Below are 19,120 nucleotides of genomic sequence, written 5' to 3' on the forward strand. Positions count from 1 at the left end.
GTGGGCCCCGCGGAGGGGGCGGGTGCGGGCGGGGCGGTCACCGGGACGTCGCCAGGCGTTCGATCGCCGACATGGGGACCGGGAGCCAGTCCGGGCGGTGGCGGGCCTCGTAGAGCACTTCGTAGACGGCCTTGTCGGTCTCGTAGGCGCGGAGCAGCGCGGGGTCCGCGCGCGGGTCGGTGCCCGCCGCCTCCGCGTAGCCCGTGCAGTACGCCGCCCGGCAGCGCGCCGCCCAGTCCGCGTTCCAGGGCCGGTGGGTGCGGGCCGCGTAGTCGAAGGAGCGGAGCATCCCGGCGACGTCGCGGACCGTGGGCTGCGGGCTGCGCCGCTCGTCCAGCGGCTTCGCCGGTTCTCCCTCGAAGTCGATGACGGCCCAGCCGCCGTCGGAGCCCCGCAGTGTCTGTCCGAGGTGCAGGTCCCCGTGGATGCGTTGGACGATCCCGGCGCCCGGAGCGCCGCCGGCCGCCGCGAAGACCGCCCGCAGTCCCGGTACGTGCGGCAGCAGCGCGGGGACGGCCTGTGCCGCCGCGTGCAACCTGCGGTCCATGGCGGCGGCCAGCCGCTCGGTCTCGGCCCGTTGGAGGCGCCGGGTGGGGAGCGCTTCGGCGAGGGCCAGGTGGACCTCCGCCGTGGCGCGGCCGAGGGCCCGGGCCTCGGTGCTGAACTCCCGTCCGTCGGCGAGCGCGTCGAGCGCGAGTCGCCAGCCGTCGCGGGAGTCCCGCAGGTAGGGCTGGAGGACGCCGAGGGTCGCGGCGCCCGATTCGAACCAGGCGACCGGTGCGGGGACCCGGGCGCAGCCGGCCCGGCTCAGTGCGAGGGGGAGTTCCAGGTCCGGGTTGGCGCCCGGGCTGACCCGCCGGAAGATCTTCAGGATGAACGCGTCCCCGTAGACCAGGGAGGAGTTGGACTGTTCCGCGTCGAGCATCCGGGGGGCCGGGGCGGCGGGCAGTGCCGTCGTGGCGTGGAAGCGCAGGGGGCCGGTCCGGCCCGGGGTGCGCAGCCGCTCGTAGAGGAGGCCGGCGAGCCGCGGGTCGCGCAGCCCTTCGTAGACGGCGCGTCCGGCGAGCGGGCCCTGCCGGATCCGCCCGATCAGGGCGGGGGCGAGGCGGGGCGGGAGCTGGGCCCGTACGCCGAGGAGCAGTTGGTAGCAATCGGCGGGCGTGCCGGTCGGGCGGCCGGGTTGCTCGACCCGTACGAGGAGGTGGAGGAGGCCGGGGCCCGCACCGTCGAGGGGCAGCAGCTCGGTGGCCGCGTCCAGGGTGAATCCGGTGACCCGGCGGCCTTTGCCCGCGAACCAGCGCTGCCGCGGCAGCCATTCGTGGAGCAGGGGGGCGAGGGACGGGAGGAGGGCGTCCGGGGCCCGGGTGGTGGATGCGGTTTCCTGCATGGCATCGCGTCCTTTCCCCGGGGCGCGCACGTGGTTTTCATATGCATTCAAATGCGCAAATTGTCCCGGATTGCGGCTATGGCTGTCCGGAGGTGCGGGACGTGTCGGAGGGGGAAGATCCGTACGGGTCCGCCAAGTGGGCCCGGATGGGCCTGGTGCCTGGCGCGGATCGTGTGTGGTTCACAGTGCCCAGGGTGGGGCGGGGGAAACCGCCACACCCCGGGCAATTGCACCGGTGCGGAAGAACTGCTCTTCGCTCAGGTCGTGTGGAGACGGAACCAGTAGAAGCCGTGACCCGCAAGGGTCAGGAGGTAGGGCAGCTGCCCGATGGCCGGGAACCGCACCCCGCCGATCAGCTCCACCGGACGGCTGCCGTTGAAGCGCCGCAGGTCGAGTTCGGTGGGCTGCGCGAACCGGGAGAAGTTGTTCACGCAGAGGACCAGGTCGTCGCCGTCCTCCCGGAGGAAGGCCAGCACCGCCGGGTTGGAGGAGGGGAGTTCCGTGTACGTCCCCGTCCCGAAGGCCCGGTTCTGCTTACGGACCTCGATCATCCGCTTCGTCCAGTGCAGCAGCGAGGACGGCGAGGCCATGCCCGCCTCGACGTTCGTCACCTGGTAGCCGTGGACCGGGTCCATGATGGCCGGCAGGTAGAGCCGCCCCGGATCGCAGGAGGAGAAGCCCGCGTTCCGGTCGGGCGTCCACTGCATCGGGGTCCGCACCCCGTCCCGGTCGCCCAGCCAGATGTTGTCGCCCATGCCGATCTCGTCGCCGTAGTAGAGCACCGGTGAGCCGGGCAGCGAGAAGAGCAGCGCGGTGAAGAGCTCCATCTGCTTGCGGTCGTTGTCGAGGAGCGGTGCGAGCCGGCGCCGGATGCCGATGTTGGCCCGCATCCGCGGGTCCTTGGCGTACTCGGCGTACATGTAGTCGCGCTCTTCGTCCGTGACCATTTCGAGGGTGAGCTCGTCGTGGTTGCGCAGGAAGATGCCCCACTGGCAGCCGGACGGGATCTGCGGGGTCTTCGCCAGGATCTCCGAGACCGGGTGGCGGGACTCGCGCCGCACGGCCATGAAGATCCGCGGCATCACCGGGAAGTGGAAGGCCATGTGGCACTCGTCGCCGCCCGAGGGGAAGTCGCCGAAGTAGTCGACGACGTCCTCCGGCCACTGGTTGGCCTCGGCGAGCAGCACCGTGTCCGGGTAGTGGTCGTCGATCTCCTTGCGGACCCGCTTGAGGAAGGCGTGGGTGGCCGGGAGGTTCTCGCAGTTGGTGCCCTCCTCCTGGTAGAGGTACGGCACCGCGTCGAGCCGGAAGCCGTCGATCCCCAGGTCCAGCCAGAACTTCAGCGCGGAGAGGATCTCCTCCTGCACCGCCGGGTTCTCGTAGTTGAGGTCCGGCTGGTGCGAGAAGAAGCGGTGCCAGAAGTACTGCTTGCGGACCGGGTCGAAGGTCCAGTTGGAGGACTCCGTGTCGACGAAGATGATCCGGGCGTCCGCGTACTGCTTGTCGTCGTCCGCCCAGATGTAGTAGTCGCCGTACGGGCCCTCCGGGTCGCGCCGGGACTCCTGGAACCACGGGTGCTGGTCGCTGGTGTGGTTCATGACGAAGTCGATGACCACGCGGATGCCGCGCTGGTGGGCCGCGTCGACGAACTCCACGAAGTCGGCCAGGTCGCCGAACTCGGGGAGCACGGAGGTGTAGTCGGCGACGTCGTAGCCGCCGTCCCGCAGCGGGGACTTGAAGAACGGCGGCAGCCAGAGGCAGTCCACGCCCAGCCACTGGAGGTAGTCCAGCTTGGACGTGATGCCCTTCAGATCGCCGATGCCGTCGCCGTTGCTGTCCTGGAAGGAGCGGACGAGGACCTCGTAGAACACCGCCCGCTTGAACCAGTCGGGATCGCGGTCCTTGGCGGGGGTGTCCTCGAAGGTGTCGGGGACGGGCTCGTTGACAGTCATGATGTGGGTGACCCTCCGGTCTGCGGGGACGGTCGCAGGACGAGGACGTGCGCGGGCGTGACACCCGGCTCTAGGCGCACGTAACTGGCCCTGCCCCAGTGATAGGTCTCGCCGGTGAGCTCGTCGCGCACCGGCACGGTCTCGTGCCAGTCCAGGCCGAGTTCCGGCATGTTCAACGAGACCGTCGCCTCCTGGGTGTGGTGCGGGTCGAGGTTGACGACCACCAGGACGGTGTTCGCACCCGAACGCTTCGAGTAGGCGATCACCTGCGGGTTGTCCGTGTCATGGAAGGACAGGTTCCGCAGCCTGTGCAGAGCCGGGTGGCGACGCCTGATCCGGTTCAGGGCGGTGATCAGCGGAGTGATCGTCGCTCCCGAGCGCTCCGCCGACTCCCAGTCGCGCGGCTTGAGTTGGTACTTCTCCGAGTCGAGGTACTCCTCGCTCCCGGCCCGCAGCGGGACGTTCTCGCACAGCTCGTACCCGGCGTACACGCCCCAGGACGGCGAGAGCGTCGCCGCGAGGACCGCCCGCACCTCGAACGCGGGCCGCCCGCCCTCCTGGAGGTAGGCGTGCAGGATGTCGGGGGTGTTCACGAAGAAGTTCGGCCGCATCACGGCGGCCGTCTCCCCGGACAGCTCGGTGAGGTACTCCGTCAGCTCCTCCTTGGTGTTGCGCCAGGTGAAGTAGGTGTACGACTGCTGGAAGCCGACCGCCCCGAGGGTCCGCATCATCGCCGGCCGGGTGAACGCCTCCGCCAGGAAGATCACGTCCGGGTCCGTCCGGTTGACCTCGCCGATCACCCGCTCCCAGAACACCACCGGCTTCGTGTGCGGATTGTCCACGCGGAAGATCCTGATCCCGTGGTCCATCCAGTGCCGCAGCACCCGCACGGTCTCCGCGACGATCCCGTCCATGTCCCGGTCGAACGCGATCGGGTAGATGTCCTGGTACTTCTTCGGCGGGTTCTCCGCGTACGCGATCGAGCCGTCCGGCCGATGGTGGAACCACTCCGGATGCTTCTCCACCCACGGATGGTCCGGCGAGCACTGGAGCGCGAAGTCCAGGGCGATCTCCAGCCGGAGCTCCCGGGCCCGCGCCACGAAGGCGTCGAAGTCCTCGAAGGTGCCCAGGTCCGGGTGGAGCGCGTCGTGCCCGCCCTCCGGCGAGCCGATCGCCCACGGCACGCCCACGTCGTTCGGTCCGGCCGAGAGGGAGTTGTTGGGGCCCTTGCGGTGGGTCTCGCCGATCGGGTGCACCGGCGGCAGGTACACCACGTCGAAGCCCATGGCCGCGATCGCCGGAAGCCGCCCGGCCGCGGTCCGGAAGTTCCCCGGAACCGTCCGCCCCCCGACCGTCCGCACCCCCTCCGAGCGGGGGAAGAACTCGTACCAGGAGCCGAACAGGGCGCGCTCGCGCTCCACCTGCAGCGGCAACGCCGGCGAGACGGAGAGGAGTTCGCGCAGCGGGTGCCGGTCCAGGGCGTCGATCACCTGTGGGGCGAGGGCCGCCGCGAGCCGCACGGCCGCCGGGCGGGACCCGTCGCGCAGCGCGTCCACCGCCGCGAGCACGGCCTCCCGGCCGCCGCCCTTCTTCGGGACCCCCTTCGCGGCCCGCTCGTGCAGCTCGGCACCTTCGGCGAGGACCAGTTCGGAGTCGATCCCGGCCGGAATCTTGATCTTCGCCGTATGGCGCCAGGTGGCCACCGGATCGCTCCAGGCCTCGACGGCGTACGTCCACGGGCCCTCGACGTCCGGGGTGACCTCGGCCCCCCAGCGGTCGGTGCCCGGGGCCAGTTCGCGCATCGGGGTCCAGGGGCCGGTGCGCCCCGAGGGGTCGCACAGTACGACATTGGCGGCGACCGCGTCGTGGCCCTCGCGGAAGACGGTCGCCGTCACCTCGAAGGACTCTCCGGCCACCGCCTTCGCGGGGCGCCGGCCGCAGTCGACCAACGGGCGGACGTCCAGTACGGGAATGCGTCCCATGAGCGGATTCACAGCATCACCTGACGGGGTACGGGGGTGCGGGTGGTGGTGCGCTCTTTGTAGCTCCGTCGACGGCCGGCGGGTTGCGGGCATGACGGCTCCTGTCCGCGTTCACTCGGATGGCGGGTCCACAGGGATGAACAAAAGGGATGGGAGGGGTGCACGGGAGATGGTTTCCGGTTCGTACCGCAGGAGCCTTCCCGCGGTTCTCGGGTGGGCAATCCGGCGCTTTGTTAACTACTAGGGCGTAGCCCCGCGGGCAAGCGCTCGGCCCGGACGAGAACCGGCCAAGAAAACGCCCCCGCCCTCGACGGTCGGGGGGCCGTGCGCTCCGCACGGGACGCGCAGCGCGGCGGAGTCCGCCGCTCCGTTCCGTGGACCGGGGCGCGGCGGGACGTTCCGGCCCTCCCCGTCCGAGGCCCTTCGATAGGCTGTCACCGCTGCTGCGCCGGCGCCCCTCCGGGCCCGCCGCGACGGCCTCGTCCGTTCAGTCGACACACCGGGGCGGAAGTTGAAGGATCGTCCATGGAAACCGTGGGAACCGACCGTCACCACCCGTCCGACCCGCTCGACCCCTCCGACGAGGACCGGCACGACGACCTGCTGAGCGAACTCCTCAAGCCCCTCCGGCTCACCGGGGTCTTCGACAGCCGCTGGCACGTCCGCGCCCCCTGGGTCATCGAGGGCGACGCCGAACCCGGCTGCGCCGTCCTCCACTACGTCGTCCAGGGCCACTGCTGGATCACCGCCGACGGCGAAGCCCCCGTCGAACTCCACACCGGAGACCTCGTCGTCTTCCCCACCGGAACCGCACACCGCCTCTCCGACCGCCCCGAACGCCGGGGCGTCCCGCTCCGGGCCGGGCTGCCCGAACGCCACCCCGGCACCTCCGGCGAGATCGTCATCGAAGGAACCGGACCCGAGAGCCGACTCCTGTGCGCCGGGCTCCACTACGCCACCGGCGCCGCCACCGGCTTCTACGCCTCGCTGCCCTGGGCACTCGTCCTCGACGGCCACCAGGTCGACCGCGAGCCCCTGCTCCGCGACACCCTCCGGCTGCTCGCCGCCCCCGACCGGCCCGTCGGCCCCGGCGACCGGCTCGTCACCCTGCGCGCCTTCGAGATGGCCCTCGTCCTCATCCTCCGTCCGCTGCTCCGCGAACTCGCCGGGACCCCGGCCTCGCTGCCGCTGCTCCGGCACCCCGGGATCAGCCGCGCGGTGGTCACGATGGCCACCCGCTTCGCCGAGCCCTGGACGATCGACTCCCTGGCCCGCGAGGTCGGCATGTCCCGCTCCGCCTTCACCGCCGCCTTCCGCGAGCTCGTCGGGGAGTCCCCGGCCCGGTACCTCGCCGCCCGGCGCATGCAGGAGGCCGGCCGGCTGCTCACCGAGACCTCCCTCCCGCAATCGGCCGTACCCGCCCGCGTCGGCTACCGCAGCGCCGTCGGCTTCCACCTCGCCTTCCGCAAGTGGTTCGGGGTCACCCCCGGCGAGTACCGGGCCGCCTGAGGGCCCTCCCGCGTTCCCCGGCGGGCACACGACGGCGGGCGCGGGGCGGCGGGCACACGACGGCGGGCGCGGGGCGGCCGGGAGGTGGGCGCCGCAGCGCCGCCGTCCCTTCGACCTGACATCTTCGGGGTTCCCTGGACGGTTCTTAAGGACCCCTGGACGGACGTTCATTGTCCGGCCGCAAGGTCCCGGACAGGCTCGGGACCGGCACGGCCGTGACACCCGAGGAGGGCGGGACACCGGTGACGAGGACCGGGCAGGAGCACCTGGAGCGACGGTTCGACGGGCACGGGATCCGGCTCGACGGAGGACGCGGAGAGGACTCCACCGTCCACCCGGCCCTCCGCGACACCGCGGCCGCCGCCGGCGGTCCCCGCGACCCGGTGCACCGCCTTCGCCCCGCACGGGGCGGGGCGCGGCGATACGGTTCCGTGCCCCGCACCGGCCCCCGGGCCGCACCGCCCACCACCCGCCACCGAGGCACGGAAGAAGGAGCCCCTTTGCTCGGCGACCCGCGCTACACGACCGAGGACGTCCGCGCCGCCGACCCGTTGGGCGCCGACGCCCTGCTCGCCGCGGTGCCCACGCTCAACGCGCGGGCCGACGCGGCCGCCCTCACCGTGGCCCTGCGGGCCCTGGTGCCCGACCCCGCGGAGGCCGCGCGGTGGAGCGTCGGCGGTGCGCTCGCCGCCGTGCGCGACCTGGGCATCCTGCTCGGCTCCCTGAAACGGCACGGCGTGCAACCCCTGACCGCGGTCCCCGAGGCCCTGCCCGTCCTGGAGATCCTCGGCCGCCGCACCGACATGGTCCCCCGGGACACCGTCCACCACTACACCACCTGGAACCCCACGGGGCCCCGCCGCCGCTCGTACACCGGGGACCCGGCGGAGGCGCGCTTCCAGGACGCCGTGCGGGCGGTGTTCCCCGGGCTCGTCGCCGCCCTCGACGACTGCGCCCGCACCACCCGCCTCGAACCGTACGACCCCGGCTTCGCGAGCGCCCTCGACCGCGTGGCCGGCCACCTCCGGACCGTGGCCGCCGCCCTCGACCCGACGGCCATCCGGGTTCCGCCGGAGTACTGCGCGCTGACCCTGCGCCCGTACTTCGAGGAGGTCGCGATCGCCGGTCGCGACTACCCGGGCCCGGCAGCGACCCAGGTCCCGCTCTGGCTGGTCGACCTGACGCTGTGGCAGTGCGACCGCTCCGACGCCGCCCACGAGGCCTTCCTCGCCGAGACCCTGCCCCACGCCCCGCCGTCCTGGCGCGCCTTCCACGCCCGGCACCGGGGCGGCGTCTCCGCCGTCAGCAAGCTCTCGGCCGCGATCAGCCGGGAGGGCGCCGCCCCGCTCCCGCCCGCCCTCACTGCCTCGGCGCAGGCGCTCGGCCGGGTGCTGCGGATCCTGGAGGCACTCCGGGCCCGGCGCACCGGCACCAGCCACACGGCCTGTCGCGACGCGCTGCGGCCCTACGGGGAGGACGGCGGCGGCGCCCCCGTCGCACTGCTCCGCCCGATCCTCGACCTGGCCGGGGAGAACGAGACACCGGTGCGCCGCGCGACCGCGCCGCACCACCCCGCCGGTACCCCCGTCGGGACACCGGCAGCGTAGGACAGGCCCCAACGGCACGAAGGAGCAGACGCGATGTCCCCCCACCTCCCTCACGGGCAGCGACCCGGTTGCGACCCGCACGTCATGATCGCCGGCGGCGGCATCGCCGGCCTCACCACGGCCCTGGCCCTGCACGCCGCCGGATTCGAACGGGTCACCGTGATCGAGTCGGCCCCCGCCGTCCGACCCGTCGGCGCCGGGCTCGACCTGATGCCCGACGCCGTCCGCGAACTCGATGCGCTCGGGCTGCTCGACGCCCTGGAAGCGGGTTCCCTGCACACCCGCGAACTGCGTTGCTACCACCGCTCGGGCGGCCTGATATCCCGGGAGCCGCGCGGCCTCGGCGCCGGCTACCGGTGGCCGCAACTCTCCGTCCACCGCGGCCACCTCCAGCAGGTCCTGGCCGGCGCCGTCCGCGCCCGACTCGGTACCTCCGCCCTGATCACCGGCATCAGGGCCACCGGCGTCGAACTGCTCGCCGACGGGCGGCCACGACTGCGCCTGGAACACCGCGAAGGACCCGTCCGGGGCCGGGCCTCCCTCGAACCGGACGTCCTGATCGGCGCCGACGGCATCCGCTCCGCCGTCCGAGCGGCGCTCAACCCCGCCGAGGGCGGACCCGCACGGAACGGCCTGCTGGTCTGGCGCGGCGTCTCCCGGATGCCCGCACGGGCCGTCGGCTCCTTCATGCTCGTCGCGGGCGACGACCGCCAGAAGGCCGTCGTCCACCCGATGAGCCGACCGTCCGGACCCGACCGGGAGGTCCTGGTGAACTGGGCGCTCACCCGGCCCGCCGACACCCCCGGCACCGCCGGGCACGAACGGCTGCACGGCAACCGGTGCCGTGCCGTCCCCGTCGACGCCCTGCTCCCGCACTACGACGGTTGGGAGTTCGCCGGCGTCAGCGTCCCCGCCGTCCTGCGCGCCGCCTACACCGCCCACGAGCACCCGATGGTCGACCGGGCCCCCCTCGACCGCTGGACCCACGGCCGCACCACCCTCATCGGCGACGCCGCCCACGCGATGCACCCCCTCGGCCCCCACGGAGCGACCCAGGCGATCGTCGACGCCCGCGCCCTCGCCCATGCCCTCGCCCGGCACGCCGACCCCGCCGAAGGACTCGCCGCCTACGAGCGCGAACGCCGCCCCGCCACGACCGCACTGCGGTGCGCCGACCGCGCACTCGGCCCCGGAGCCGTCATCGACCTCGTCCACGCCCGCGCCCCGCACGGCTTCACCGACATCCACCGGGTCCTCCCCGCCGAGGAACTCGCCGCCCTCACCACCCGGTATGCCGCCACCGGCCCCTCCGACCCGACCACGGTCAACCAGGGCTCCCCGTACGAGGTGCCGGTGCCCGCACCCTGACGCCCCGTGGCCCACCGGGCCGCCGTGGCCTAACGTCGGAGCGGCACGCCGGACGCACAGCGTGGTGCGTCCGCTCCGCTCCGTACTCGCCTGCGAAGGTGGACACCGTGAAGGCAATCCGTCGATTCACCGTGCGTCCCGTCCTCCCCGACACCCTTCGACCCCTCGCTGACCTCGCACACAACCTGCGCTGGTCCTGGCACGAGCCCACCCGGGAGCTCTTCGACTCCCTCGCCCCCGAGGGCCTCGCCGGCACCGACCCGGTCCGCGTCCTCGGCGCCCTCGACACCCCCCGGCTCACCGCACTCGCCGCCGACCGGGACTTCCTGGCCCGGTTGCGCACCGCCGCCGCCGACCTCCACGACTATCTGCACGCCCCCCGCTGGTACCAGGGCCGGGCAGGCGACTCCCCGGCGGCCCTCGCCTACTTCTCGCCCGAGTTCGGCGTCGCCGCCGCCCTGCCCCAGTACTCCGGGGGCCTCGGCATCCTCGCCGGCGACCACCTCAAGTCCGCGAGCGACCTCGGCGTCCCGCTGATCGGCGTCGGGCTGCTCTACCGGCACGGCTACTTCCGCCAGTCCCTCGGCCGGGACGGCTGGCAGCAGGAGCACTACCCCGTCCTCGACCCCGGGGAGTTGCCCGTCACCCTGCTCCGCGAGGCGGACGGCAACCCCGCCCGGATCTCCCTCGCACTCCCCGGCGGGCGGAGCCTCCACGCCCACCTGTGGATCGCCCGGGTCGGCCGCGTCCCCCTCCTGATGCTCGACTCCGACGTCGAGGAGAACGCCCCCGGCGAACGGAACGTCACCGACCGGCTCTACGGCGGCGGCAGCGAACACCGCCTCCTCCAGGAGATGCTCCTCGGCATCGGCGGCGTCCGTGCCCTCCGCACCTACACCCGGCTCACCGGCCACCCCGACCCCGAGGTCTTCCACACCAACGAGGGCCACGCCGGCTTCCTCGGCCTCGAACGCATCCGCGAACTCCAGGGAGAAGGACTGGACTTCGACGCCGCCCTGGAGACCGTCCGGGCCGGCACCGTGTTCACCACCCACACCCCGGTCCCCGCCGGCATCGACCGTTTCGACCGGGCCCTCGTCGCCCGCCACCTCGGAAACGACGGCACCCTCCCCGGAGTCGACCTCGCCCGGATCCTCGCCCTCGGCGACGAGACCCCGCTCGGCGGCGAGCCCGGCCTCTTCAACATGGCCGCCATGGGACTGCGCCTCGCCCAGCGCGCCAACGGGGTCTCCACCCTGCACGGAGCCGTCAGCCGCTCCATGTTCGCCGGGCTCTGGTCGGGCTTCGACGCCGACGAGGTCCCGATCACCTCCATCACCAACGGCGTCCACGCCCCCACCTGGGTGGCCCCCGAGGTCGGCCGGCTCGCCCCGGACGCCGGCGACCGGGAGTTGTGGGAGCTGCGCCGCACCCTCCGCGCACGGCTCGTGACCGACGTGCGGCGACGCCTGCGGGCCTCCTGGCGGCAACGCGGGGCCGCCGCGGCCGAACTGGGCTGGACCGAATCCGTCCTCGACCCCGACGTCCTCACCATCGGGTTCGCCCGCCGCGTCCCCTCGTACAAGCGCCTCACCCTGATGCTCCGGGACAAGGACCGACTGCGGGCGCTGCTGCTCCACCCCGAGCGGCCCGTGCAGCTCGTCGTGGCCGGCAAGGCCCACCCCGCCGACGACGGGGGGAAGCGGCTCGTCCGGGAACTCGTCCGGTTCGCCGACGACCCCCGGGTCCGGCACCGGATCGTCTTCCTGCCCGACTACGGCATGGAGATGGCCCGCGGCCTCTACCCCGGGTGCGACGTCTGGCTCAACAACCCGCTCCGCCCCCTGGAGGCCTGCGGCACCAGCGGGATGAAGGCCGCCCTCAACGGCTGCCTCAACCTCTCCGTCCTGGACGGCTGGTGGGACGAGTGGTTCGAGCCCGACTTCGGCTGGGCGATCCCCACCGTCGACGGCGTCGCCGCCGCCGACGAGGAGCGCCGCGACGACCTGGAGGCCGCCGCGCTCTACGAGTTGATCGAGCGCCGGGTCGCCCCCCGCTTCTACGACCGGGACTCCGACGGGGTGCCGTCCGGCTGGACCGCCATGGTCCGGCGCACCCTCACCGACCTCGGCCCGAAGGTGCTCGCCGACCGGATGGTCCGCGACTACGTCGAGACGCTCTACGCACCCGCCGCCCGGGCCCGTCGGGCCCTCACCCCCGACCGGGCGCGGGACCTCGCCGGCTGGAAGGCCCGGGTCCGGGAGGCCTGGCCCAAGGTGGCCGTGGACCACGTCGAGGTCGTCGGCGACGGCCTCGGGGACGACCTCGACGACGCCGAACTGGGCGCCACCCCCGTCGTCCGGGTCCGGGTGGCCCTCGGTGCGCTGGGGCCCGAGGACGTCGAGGTCCAGGCCGTCACCGGCCGCGTCGGAACCGACGACGTCCTCGCCGCCCCCCGCTGCGTCACCCTCAAACCGGCCGGCGGCCCCGACCTGGACGGACGGCTGCCGTACGCGGGCACCCTGGAGCTCGACCGGACCGGCTCCTTCGGCTGCACGGTCCGCGTCCTGCCCGCGCACCCGCTGCTCGCCGGCCCGGCCGAACTGGGCCTCGTGGCCCTGCCGGAGGAGACGACGGGGGAGGGGGCGGGGGTGCTGCTGCGCTAGGCGCACCGCCCCGTGGGGCCGGTGACGCGGGGCTCCGCCTCCGTGGTGCGGGGTCGGGGGATCCGGCCGGCGCGGCGTTCCGGACGCGCAGACGCGCAGACGCGCGGACGCCCGGAGGGATGGCTCCCTCCGGGCGTCCGCCGGGTCACTTCAGGCCGTACGGGCCCTCCCGTCCTACGGGAAGGTCAGCTTGAAGCTGTTGATGTAGCCGGTGTCCCAGCTGGCCTTGTCCTGGACGCGGAGCTTCCAGGCACCGTTGGCGACCTCGGAGGAGGCGTTCACGGTGAAGGTCTCCTGGATGTTGTCGGCGCTGCCGCCGCTCCGGTTGGCCAGGTTGTAGACCGAACCGTCAGGGGCGATCAGGTCGACGACCAGGTCACCGCGCCAGGTGTGGATGATGTCCACGCCCACCTTGAGGTTGCTCGGGGCGTTGCCGGCGATGCCGGTGACGTTGACCGTGGAGGTGACCGCCGGGCCGTTGTCCGGGATGGACACGTCGGTGTCGTTGGTGAAGACGGTGCCGCCGCCCGGGTCGCCGCCACCGGGGCGGGAGCCGACGTTGATCGCGGCCCAGGCGTTCTCGACGGCCGTGACCTCGGCGCTCGTCGCGCCGTACAGCGCCTTGGCGACGTCGACCGTACCGGTGCGGGCACCCGCGTAGTTCGTGGTCGAACCGAACTTGGTGGTGAGCGCCTTGTACCAGATCAGCGCGGCCTTGTCCCGGCCGATGCCGGTGACGGGCAGGCCGTCGGAGGTCGGCGAGTCGTAGTTGACGCCGTTGATGGTCTTGGTGCCGCTGCCCTCGGAGAGCAGGTAGAACCAGTGGTTCGCCGGGCCCGAGGAGTAGTGGACGTCGATGTTGCCGATGCCCGAGTACCACGAGTCCTTGGACGAGCCGTCCTTGCTCGGCTTGTCCATGTAGCGCAGCGGGGTGCCGTTGCCGCGGATGTCGATCTTCTCGCCGACCAGGTAGTCGCCCTTGTCCTGGGCGTTGTTGGCGTAGAACTCGACGGCGGCGGCCATGATGTCGGAGGTGGCCTCGTTGAGGCCGCCGGACTCGCCGCTGTAGTTGAGGCCGGCGGTGTTGGAGGTGACGCCGTGCGTCATCTCGTGCGCGGCCACGTCGATGGAGGTCAGCGGCTTGGAGTTGCCCGAGCCGTCGCCGTACGTCATGCAGAAGCAGCTGTCCGACCAGAACGCGTTGACGTACGCGTTGCCGTAGTGGACCCGGGAGTACGCGCCGACGCCGTCACCGCGGATGCCGCTGCGGCCGTGCACGTTCTTGTAGTAGTCCCAGGTGAGCGCGGCACCGTAGTGCGCGTCGGCGCCGGCCGTCTCCTTGTTGGAGGGCAGGCCGTTGCCCCACACGTCGGTGGAGTTGCTGAACAGCGTGCCGGTGCCCGAGGAGCCGCCGTTGAGGTTGTACGTCTTGTGGTTGCCGCGACCGGTGTCGGTCAGCGTGTACGAGGGCGCGGTGCCGAGCGTCACCTGGCCGCTGTACATCGTGTTGCCGGTGCCGGTCTCGATGCCCTGCCACTCGTAGAGCTTCTGGCCGGTCTTGGCGTCGGTGATGACGTGCAGCTCGTTCGGCGTGCCGTCGTGCTGGAGGCCGCCGACGACGGTCTCGTACGCGAGGACGGGGGCGCCCTGGGCCATCCAGACGACCTTGCGCGGGGCGCGGTTGGTCGCGGCCTTGTCGGAGCCGTCGGCGCGCGCGGCGCCGAGGGCCTGCTTCGAGGCGGCGGCCGGTGCGACCGTGGCGGTCATGTCGACGTTCTTCAGCTCGGCGCGGGAGGCCTTGCTGACGCTCTGGGGTGCGCCGGCCTGCGTCTCCTCGACGATCAGGTCGCCACCGAGGACGGGCAGTCCGGCGTAGGTGCGCTCGTAGCGCGTGTGGGTGGTGCCGTCGCGGTCCTGGACGACGTCGCGGACGACCAGCTTCTCCTGGGCGCCGAGGCCGAGGGCCTTGGCCGTGGCGGCCTTGTCGGCGTCGGCCGCCTTGATGAGCGCGGTGCGCTCGGCGGGAGTGAGGTCGGCCGGGAGCTTGCCGGGGTTGGCCTTGCCGGCGGACTGCCCCTGGGGCGCCGCCTCGAAGGCGTCGGCCGAGGCGGTGCCGGACTGGACGCCGAGGGTGAGCATGGCGGCGGCGGCTATCAGAGCGCCGGTCGCGGTGGCGCGACGGCTGGGCGTGGATCTCACGCAGACTCCTTATGCGAGGGGGGTACCGGCGGACTTGGGTGAGCCCGTCCGGGCGGTGCAAGGAGAGCTGTGGAGCACGTGCGGGTGAAGCCGTGAACTGTGGTGCGAAGAACGGATGAGAGACTGACAGGAATGACGGGGACCTGTCAGGACCGCATCGGGAAGTTGGCCGGAAATCGTCCGCTGCCCGTACATTGGTGTTCGTTAACCGGACGTTTCGCCGATCATGGCCGCGACGCCGTCCGATGTTCTTCGCGACCCGTTTTCCGCGAGAGTCGCCCCGTTCGCCCCGAGGGCTCCGCCGCTGGTCGCACCCCTCGGCCCCGAGTCGGACCCGCCGCCCGGATCGCGCCGGGGCCTGGCTCATTCTGTTCTCTCCACGGGCCGTCAGAAGGCCCTCCGGACTTCCCCGTCCCGCTCCTCCGTGCCGTCGGTGTCGCCCGCCCGCCCGCCTGTCCGGGCCGGCGCCGGGGCGGCTCGGAGGAGCGGGACGACCGACGCGCCGGAGGGCGACCGCGTCCTCGCGATCGCCCTCCGGCACGTTGCCCCGTGTCGCCGCTCAGCCGAAGGCGAGGGCGCTCTTCCAGCTGACCCAACTGGCGGTGATGCGCGTTCCGTGGGCGGTGCGGCCCCCGGGGTAGTAGTACATGGTGCCGGTGCTGTCGATGGCCCAGAGGTCGGGGATGCCGTCCTTGTTGGCGTCGGGCGTCCCGATGACGAAGGGCATCTGGGTCAGGGCCCATCCGCCGGTCCCGTAGACCTCGTCCACGCCGGTCTTGGAGTAGGCGGCGATGGCGAGGGAGGTGAGGTCGACGCCGCCGCCGGCGGCCGGCTTGCCGTGGCGCAGGAGGAGGCCGCGTCCCGTTTCCTCGCCGCGGAAGAGGAGGTCGGGGACGCCGTCCCCGCCGATGTCGGCCACGGAGACGATGTCCCGCGTGGTCCAGGGGGCGCTGGTGAGCATGCGGGCTTCGGAGAACGCGGCGCCCGTGTAGCCGGTGAAGGCCCAGAGCTGGTCGCCGACGGTGGCGAACACGTCGGGGAGCTTGTCCCCGGTGACGTCCCCGGTGGCGACGATCTGGGTGAGGGTAGCCGGGGAGGGGGCGTTGGCGGGGAGCAGGATCTCCCGGCGCTCGGTGATGTTGACCGCGCCGTACCCGTCGCCGGGGTACACCCACAGCTTGCCGTCCAGGCGGACGATGAGGTCCTGGAAGCCGTCACCGCCGTAGAAGTCGCCGTTGTGGGTGATGAGGGCGTCCGTGAAGTGCCCGGAGGGGGGACCGATGAAGAGGGGTTCCTCGTCGCCGTTGGGGTCCTTGGCCGGGTTCAGCTGGTAGGCGCCGGACATCGAGTAGTCGAGCTTGCCGGTGCCCTTGAGGAAGTTGCCGCTGTTGGCCTGGGAGGGGAACAGCCGCAGGTTCTTGTAGTTGGTGATGGTGAAGAGGTCGGGCAGTGCGTCACCGGTGAGGTCGCCGGGGGCGTCCTCCTCGTCCCGGGGCGTGACGTAGAAGAAGTACTTGACGACCTCGGAGACGTGCCCGGCCTGGTCGACGGTCCGCACGTACAGCACGTTGGGGCCGGCCGTCGGGGGCTTGGCGCCCGAGAGCGTGGTGATGGTGGAGGTGGGGGCGCCGGCGGCCCGGGACACGGAGTAGGGGTAGTAGTTGGCGTTGTACCCGTACTCGAACCGGACGACGTCGGTGTCGAGCGCCTGGAACTTGAAGGTGCCGCCGCTGCCGAACTTGAGCTTCGACCAGTTCGAGTCTTCGGGGTCGTTGCCGAAGGTGTTCTTGCTGCCGTCGGCGTTGGGGAAGTCGGTGGAGGTGACCCGGGGCGGCTTGGGCGCGGCGCCGTCGTAGATGAAGCGGCACGGCACGGTGGGCGTGTACTTCGAGGAACTGCCTGCGGAGTCGACGGCGCGGACCGACCAGGAGTACACGGTGTTGTTCACCAGGCCGCTGGTCGAGAAGGCGGGCGTGGTGCGCAGCGCGGAGCTGGTGGAGGAACCGACCGAGACGACGCCCGTGGACTTGAGCATGTTGCCCGTCACGGCCCACTGGTTGGTCGGCCACAGGGCGAAGTTGAGGTAGCTGAGGTTGTCGTCCTTGTCCGTGGACTTGGCGGTGAAGGTGATGCTGGAGGAGCCGACCCGGACGTAGGGGGGCGTGGTGGTGCACTTGAAGTCGGGCCCGAGGTCGTGGTTGGTCGGCGCGGTCGGCGGCCGGTTGTAGGTCAACTCGAGGACGGGCGCGTTGTCACCGTTGGCCTGGAACTTCTTCCAGGCGTACTGGGACTTCTCGTCCCTGGCGCGCAGGCCGAAGGTGATGGTGTCCCTGCCCTTGTCCGCGGCGGCCTGCGCGGCCTTCTTCACGTCGAAGGTCTCGTAGTCGTCGTGGCAGCCGGTCTTGTAGCCGTGTGCGAAGCTCCGCGGCGCGGCGGCCAGGTTGGCGTCGGTGAGGGCCGGCGCGTTCTTCCAGTTGGTGCGTCCGTTGATCGGGCTGGTGACGTGGACGGACATGCCGCGTGCGCTGCAGGACCACGCGTACGTCTCCAGGAGCCGCAGGGTGGCCTTCTGGATCGTGGCGCCCCGGAGGTTCTTGTCGAACGCGATGTTGAAGTACGACCGCGAGGTGCCCCAGGTGTCGGACTCGAAGCCGACGCGGGCCTCGTGGGTGCCGCCGGCGTTGAAGTCCTTGCCGTTGAAGAAGGTGGCGTTCGGGTGGCGGCTGTAGGCGGTCGTCCAGTCCTGGGTGTGCTTCTTCACCGTGGGGTCGATGAAGACGGGGTAGACGGTGGCGGGGTCGTTGAGGAAGTCCTGGTTGGGCGTGAGCAGCCAGCCGCCGGCCCCGAGGTCCGCCTCGACCACGTCGCCGCGCGACTCCGGGGAGGGGCCGTTGAGGAGCGGCAGGCTCAGGGTGGCCGCGTCTCCGCTCTGCGAGGGCGCGGGCGTCGGCTCGGCGGGCACGGGCGGCAGCGGAGCCTCGGTGAGGGCCGGCGCGGCCTCGTCCGTGGCCGTGGGCAGCACCTCGGCCTCGGGATCGACGTTGTCGTTGGCCAGCTCCGTGGTGCTCGCACTCGGACTCGGCGCGGGAGCCGTGCTCGTGCTGATCGGCCCCTCGGGGGACTCCGAGGCGGTCGGCTGCGAGGAGGCGCCCAGTTCGCCGTCGGTGACGGCCGGGGCGCCGCTGCTGTCCCACATCAGAGGGGTCGGCGACAGCGCGACCTCCTGCCCGTCCGCGTCCTCGGCCGCGACGATGCCCGAGGCCGGGTCGAGACGGAAGCTGAGCGTGGGCGAGGCCAGGCCGTAGGACAGTTGCGCGACGCGCGGGTCGGCAGCGGCCTGACGGTTCTTCAGGACCAGCAGCTGGGCGAAGCCGTCGTCCTCGGCGGTCAGGACCAGGTCGGTGCCCGGGAGGATCTCCGGGTACAGCGCGCGGGATCCTTGGATGATCGGGGCGGGCACGGGACCGGGCCAGGTGAGCCGGATCTCGTGCAGGTCGGGAATCTCGCCCGTGCCGCCGACCGTGAGCGTGACCAGTGGACTGTCCGCGCCCGTCTCGGTCGTGACGCCCTTGACGAGCGAGACGCGGTGGACCCGGCCGCGCGAGGCCCGCCCGGAGCCTCCGGCCGTACCGCCGGAGAAGACCATGCGGGTGTTGGTGGCCGCGGGCGCCCACCCCTGATCCGTCCGCTTCAGCGTGGTGTCGACCGCCTTCCACTCCTGACCGACCTTGGCCCAGATCGGGGAGGCGTAGAGCTTCTGGCCCATCGTCCCGTCCGGACGGGCCCAGGTGGTCGAGCGGGGCGTCCGCAGCTCCGTGACCTCGACCGGCTTGCCGGTCTTGCGTGCCAGCGAGGCGGCCGAAGCCCGTTCCACCGTCCGGTCCTTGCCGGTTCCGTTCCCGGACTCCGCGGGGGGACGCGCCGCCTCGTCCGCCGAGCCGGCCCGGAAGCCGGCATAGGTGATGCCGCCCGCGGCGAGTGTGGCCGCGAGCACCACGGCGCCCGCGCGCCGGGCCGCCGGCCGCTGCCATGTCTGTCTCATCGAGTGGGGACCCCTCTTCCCAGAGTTCCGGGCTCTCAGGGCACCGGCTGAAACCACGAAGCCGGCCATGACGTCCTGGGCCAGGGAGTCCGGGGAACCACCTTTGCGCGCGGGCATGGCTGGGCGAGCCGATGATGTCCCATGAACTCCGCTCCGTCACCCCGCGTCAGAAGTCCCCGGACCGGTCCCACCTGCCCCGACGCATGAGGCGCCAGGGGGCGGGGAGGCGTGTCGGGCAGGGCTGCTTCCGATCTGCCGGAGGGCGAAACGGGAGAAAATGCCAGGAAGGGTCTTTGCGATCGGGTACTTAGTCATCCGATGCACCGATCACGGCATTCCCTCTGATTGCTCCACTGGCCTGCGCTTATGGCGAGGGGAGTTCGATAGGTGCCGACTAGTGCAAACTGA

General features: G+C 72.2%; 9 protein-coding genes. 4 read left to right on the forward strand and 5 right to left on the reverse strand.

Going from position 1 to position 19,120, the window contains the following annotated elements; genetic code table 11:
• Window positions 1-37: 37 nt before the first annotated feature.
• The 3 genes from ACFW22_RS02500 to ACFW22_RS02510 form a co-directional block, all read right to left on the reverse strand.
• The gene (locus ACFW22_RS02500; protein ID WP_386397705.1) at window positions 38-1,387 is read right to left on the reverse strand and encodes a maltokinase; all 1,350 of its coding nucleotides are present in this window, start codon (window positions 1,385-1,387) and stop codon (window positions 38-40) included.
• Window positions 1,388-1,644: 257 nt separating this feature from the next.
• Window positions 1,645-3,339: a maltose alpha-D-glucosyltransferase gene (gene treS / locus ACFW22_RS02505; RefSeq protein WP_386397708.1), complete on the reverse strand. Its 1,695-nt coding sequence runs from the start codon at window positions 3,337-3,339 to the stop codon at window positions 1,645-1,647.
• The gene (locus ACFW22_RS02510; RefSeq protein WP_386397712.1) at window positions 3,336-5,321 is read right to left on the reverse strand and encodes an alpha-1,4-glucan--maltose-1-phosphate maltosyltransferase; all 1,986 of its coding nucleotides are present in this window, start codon (window positions 5,319-5,321) and stop codon (window positions 3,336-3,338) included. The genes treS and ACFW22_RS02510 overlap by 4 nt, the downstream gene beginning before the upstream one ends.
• A 525-nt stretch (window positions 5,322-5,846) precedes the next feature.
• On the opposite strand from ACFW22_RS02510, the gene ACFW22_RS02515 reads away from it, so the two are divergent.
• From ACFW22_RS02515 to glgP, 4 genes are all read left to right on the forward strand, one after another.
• On the forward strand, window positions 5,847-6,830 hold the full coding sequence (locus ACFW22_RS02515) for an AraC family transcriptional regulator (protein ID WP_386397715.1): 984 nt from the start codon (window positions 5,847-5,849) through the stop codon (window positions 6,828-6,830).
• A gap of 242 nt (window positions 6,831-7,072) precedes the next feature.
• Window positions 7,073-8,437, forward strand: coding sequence for a monodechloroaminopyrrolnitrin synthase PrnB family protein (locus ACFW22_RS02520; protein WP_386397718.1), 1,365 nt, complete (start codon window positions 7,073-7,075; stop codon window positions 8,435-8,437).
• A gap of 33 nt (window positions 8,438-8,470) precedes the next feature.
• The gene (locus tag ACFW22_RS02525; protein ID WP_386397720.1) at window positions 8,471-9,805 is read left to right on the forward strand and encodes an FAD-dependent monooxygenase; all 1,335 of its coding nucleotides are present in this window, start codon (window positions 8,471-8,473) and stop codon (window positions 9,803-9,805) included.
• 107 nt (window positions 9,806-9,912) lie between these two features.
• Window positions 9,913-12,471 carry an alpha-glucan family phosphorylase gene (gene glgP / locus ACFW22_RS02530; RefSeq protein ID WP_386397723.1) on the forward strand — a complete coding sequence of 853 codons (2,559 nt, stop codon included), beginning with the start codon at window positions 9,913-9,915 and terminating at the stop codon, window positions 12,469-12,471.
• Between the two features lie 174 nt (window positions 12,472-12,645).
• Here glgP and ACFW22_RS02535 read toward each other — a convergent pair whose 3' ends face one another.
• Together ACFW22_RS02535 and ACFW22_RS02540 are read right to left on the reverse strand one after the other, a co-directional pair.
• Complete coding sequence (locus tag ACFW22_RS02535) at window positions 12,646-14,670, reverse strand: M4 family metallopeptidase (RefSeq protein ID WP_386397726.1); 2,025 nt, start codon at window positions 14,668-14,670, stop codon at window positions 12,646-12,648.
• Between the two features lie 559 nt (window positions 14,671-15,229).
• Window positions 15,230-18,712: a DNRLRE domain-containing protein gene (locus ACFW22_RS02540; protein ID WP_386397729.1), complete on the reverse strand. Its 3,483-nt coding sequence runs from the start codon at window positions 18,710-18,712 to the stop codon at window positions 15,230-15,232.
• Window positions 18,713-19,120: the final 408 nt, after the last annotated feature.

Source organism: Streptomyces sp. NPDC058872, assembly GCF_042743065.1.
GTDB lineage: Bacteria > Actinomycetota > Actinomycetes > Streptomycetales > Streptomycetaceae > Streptomyces.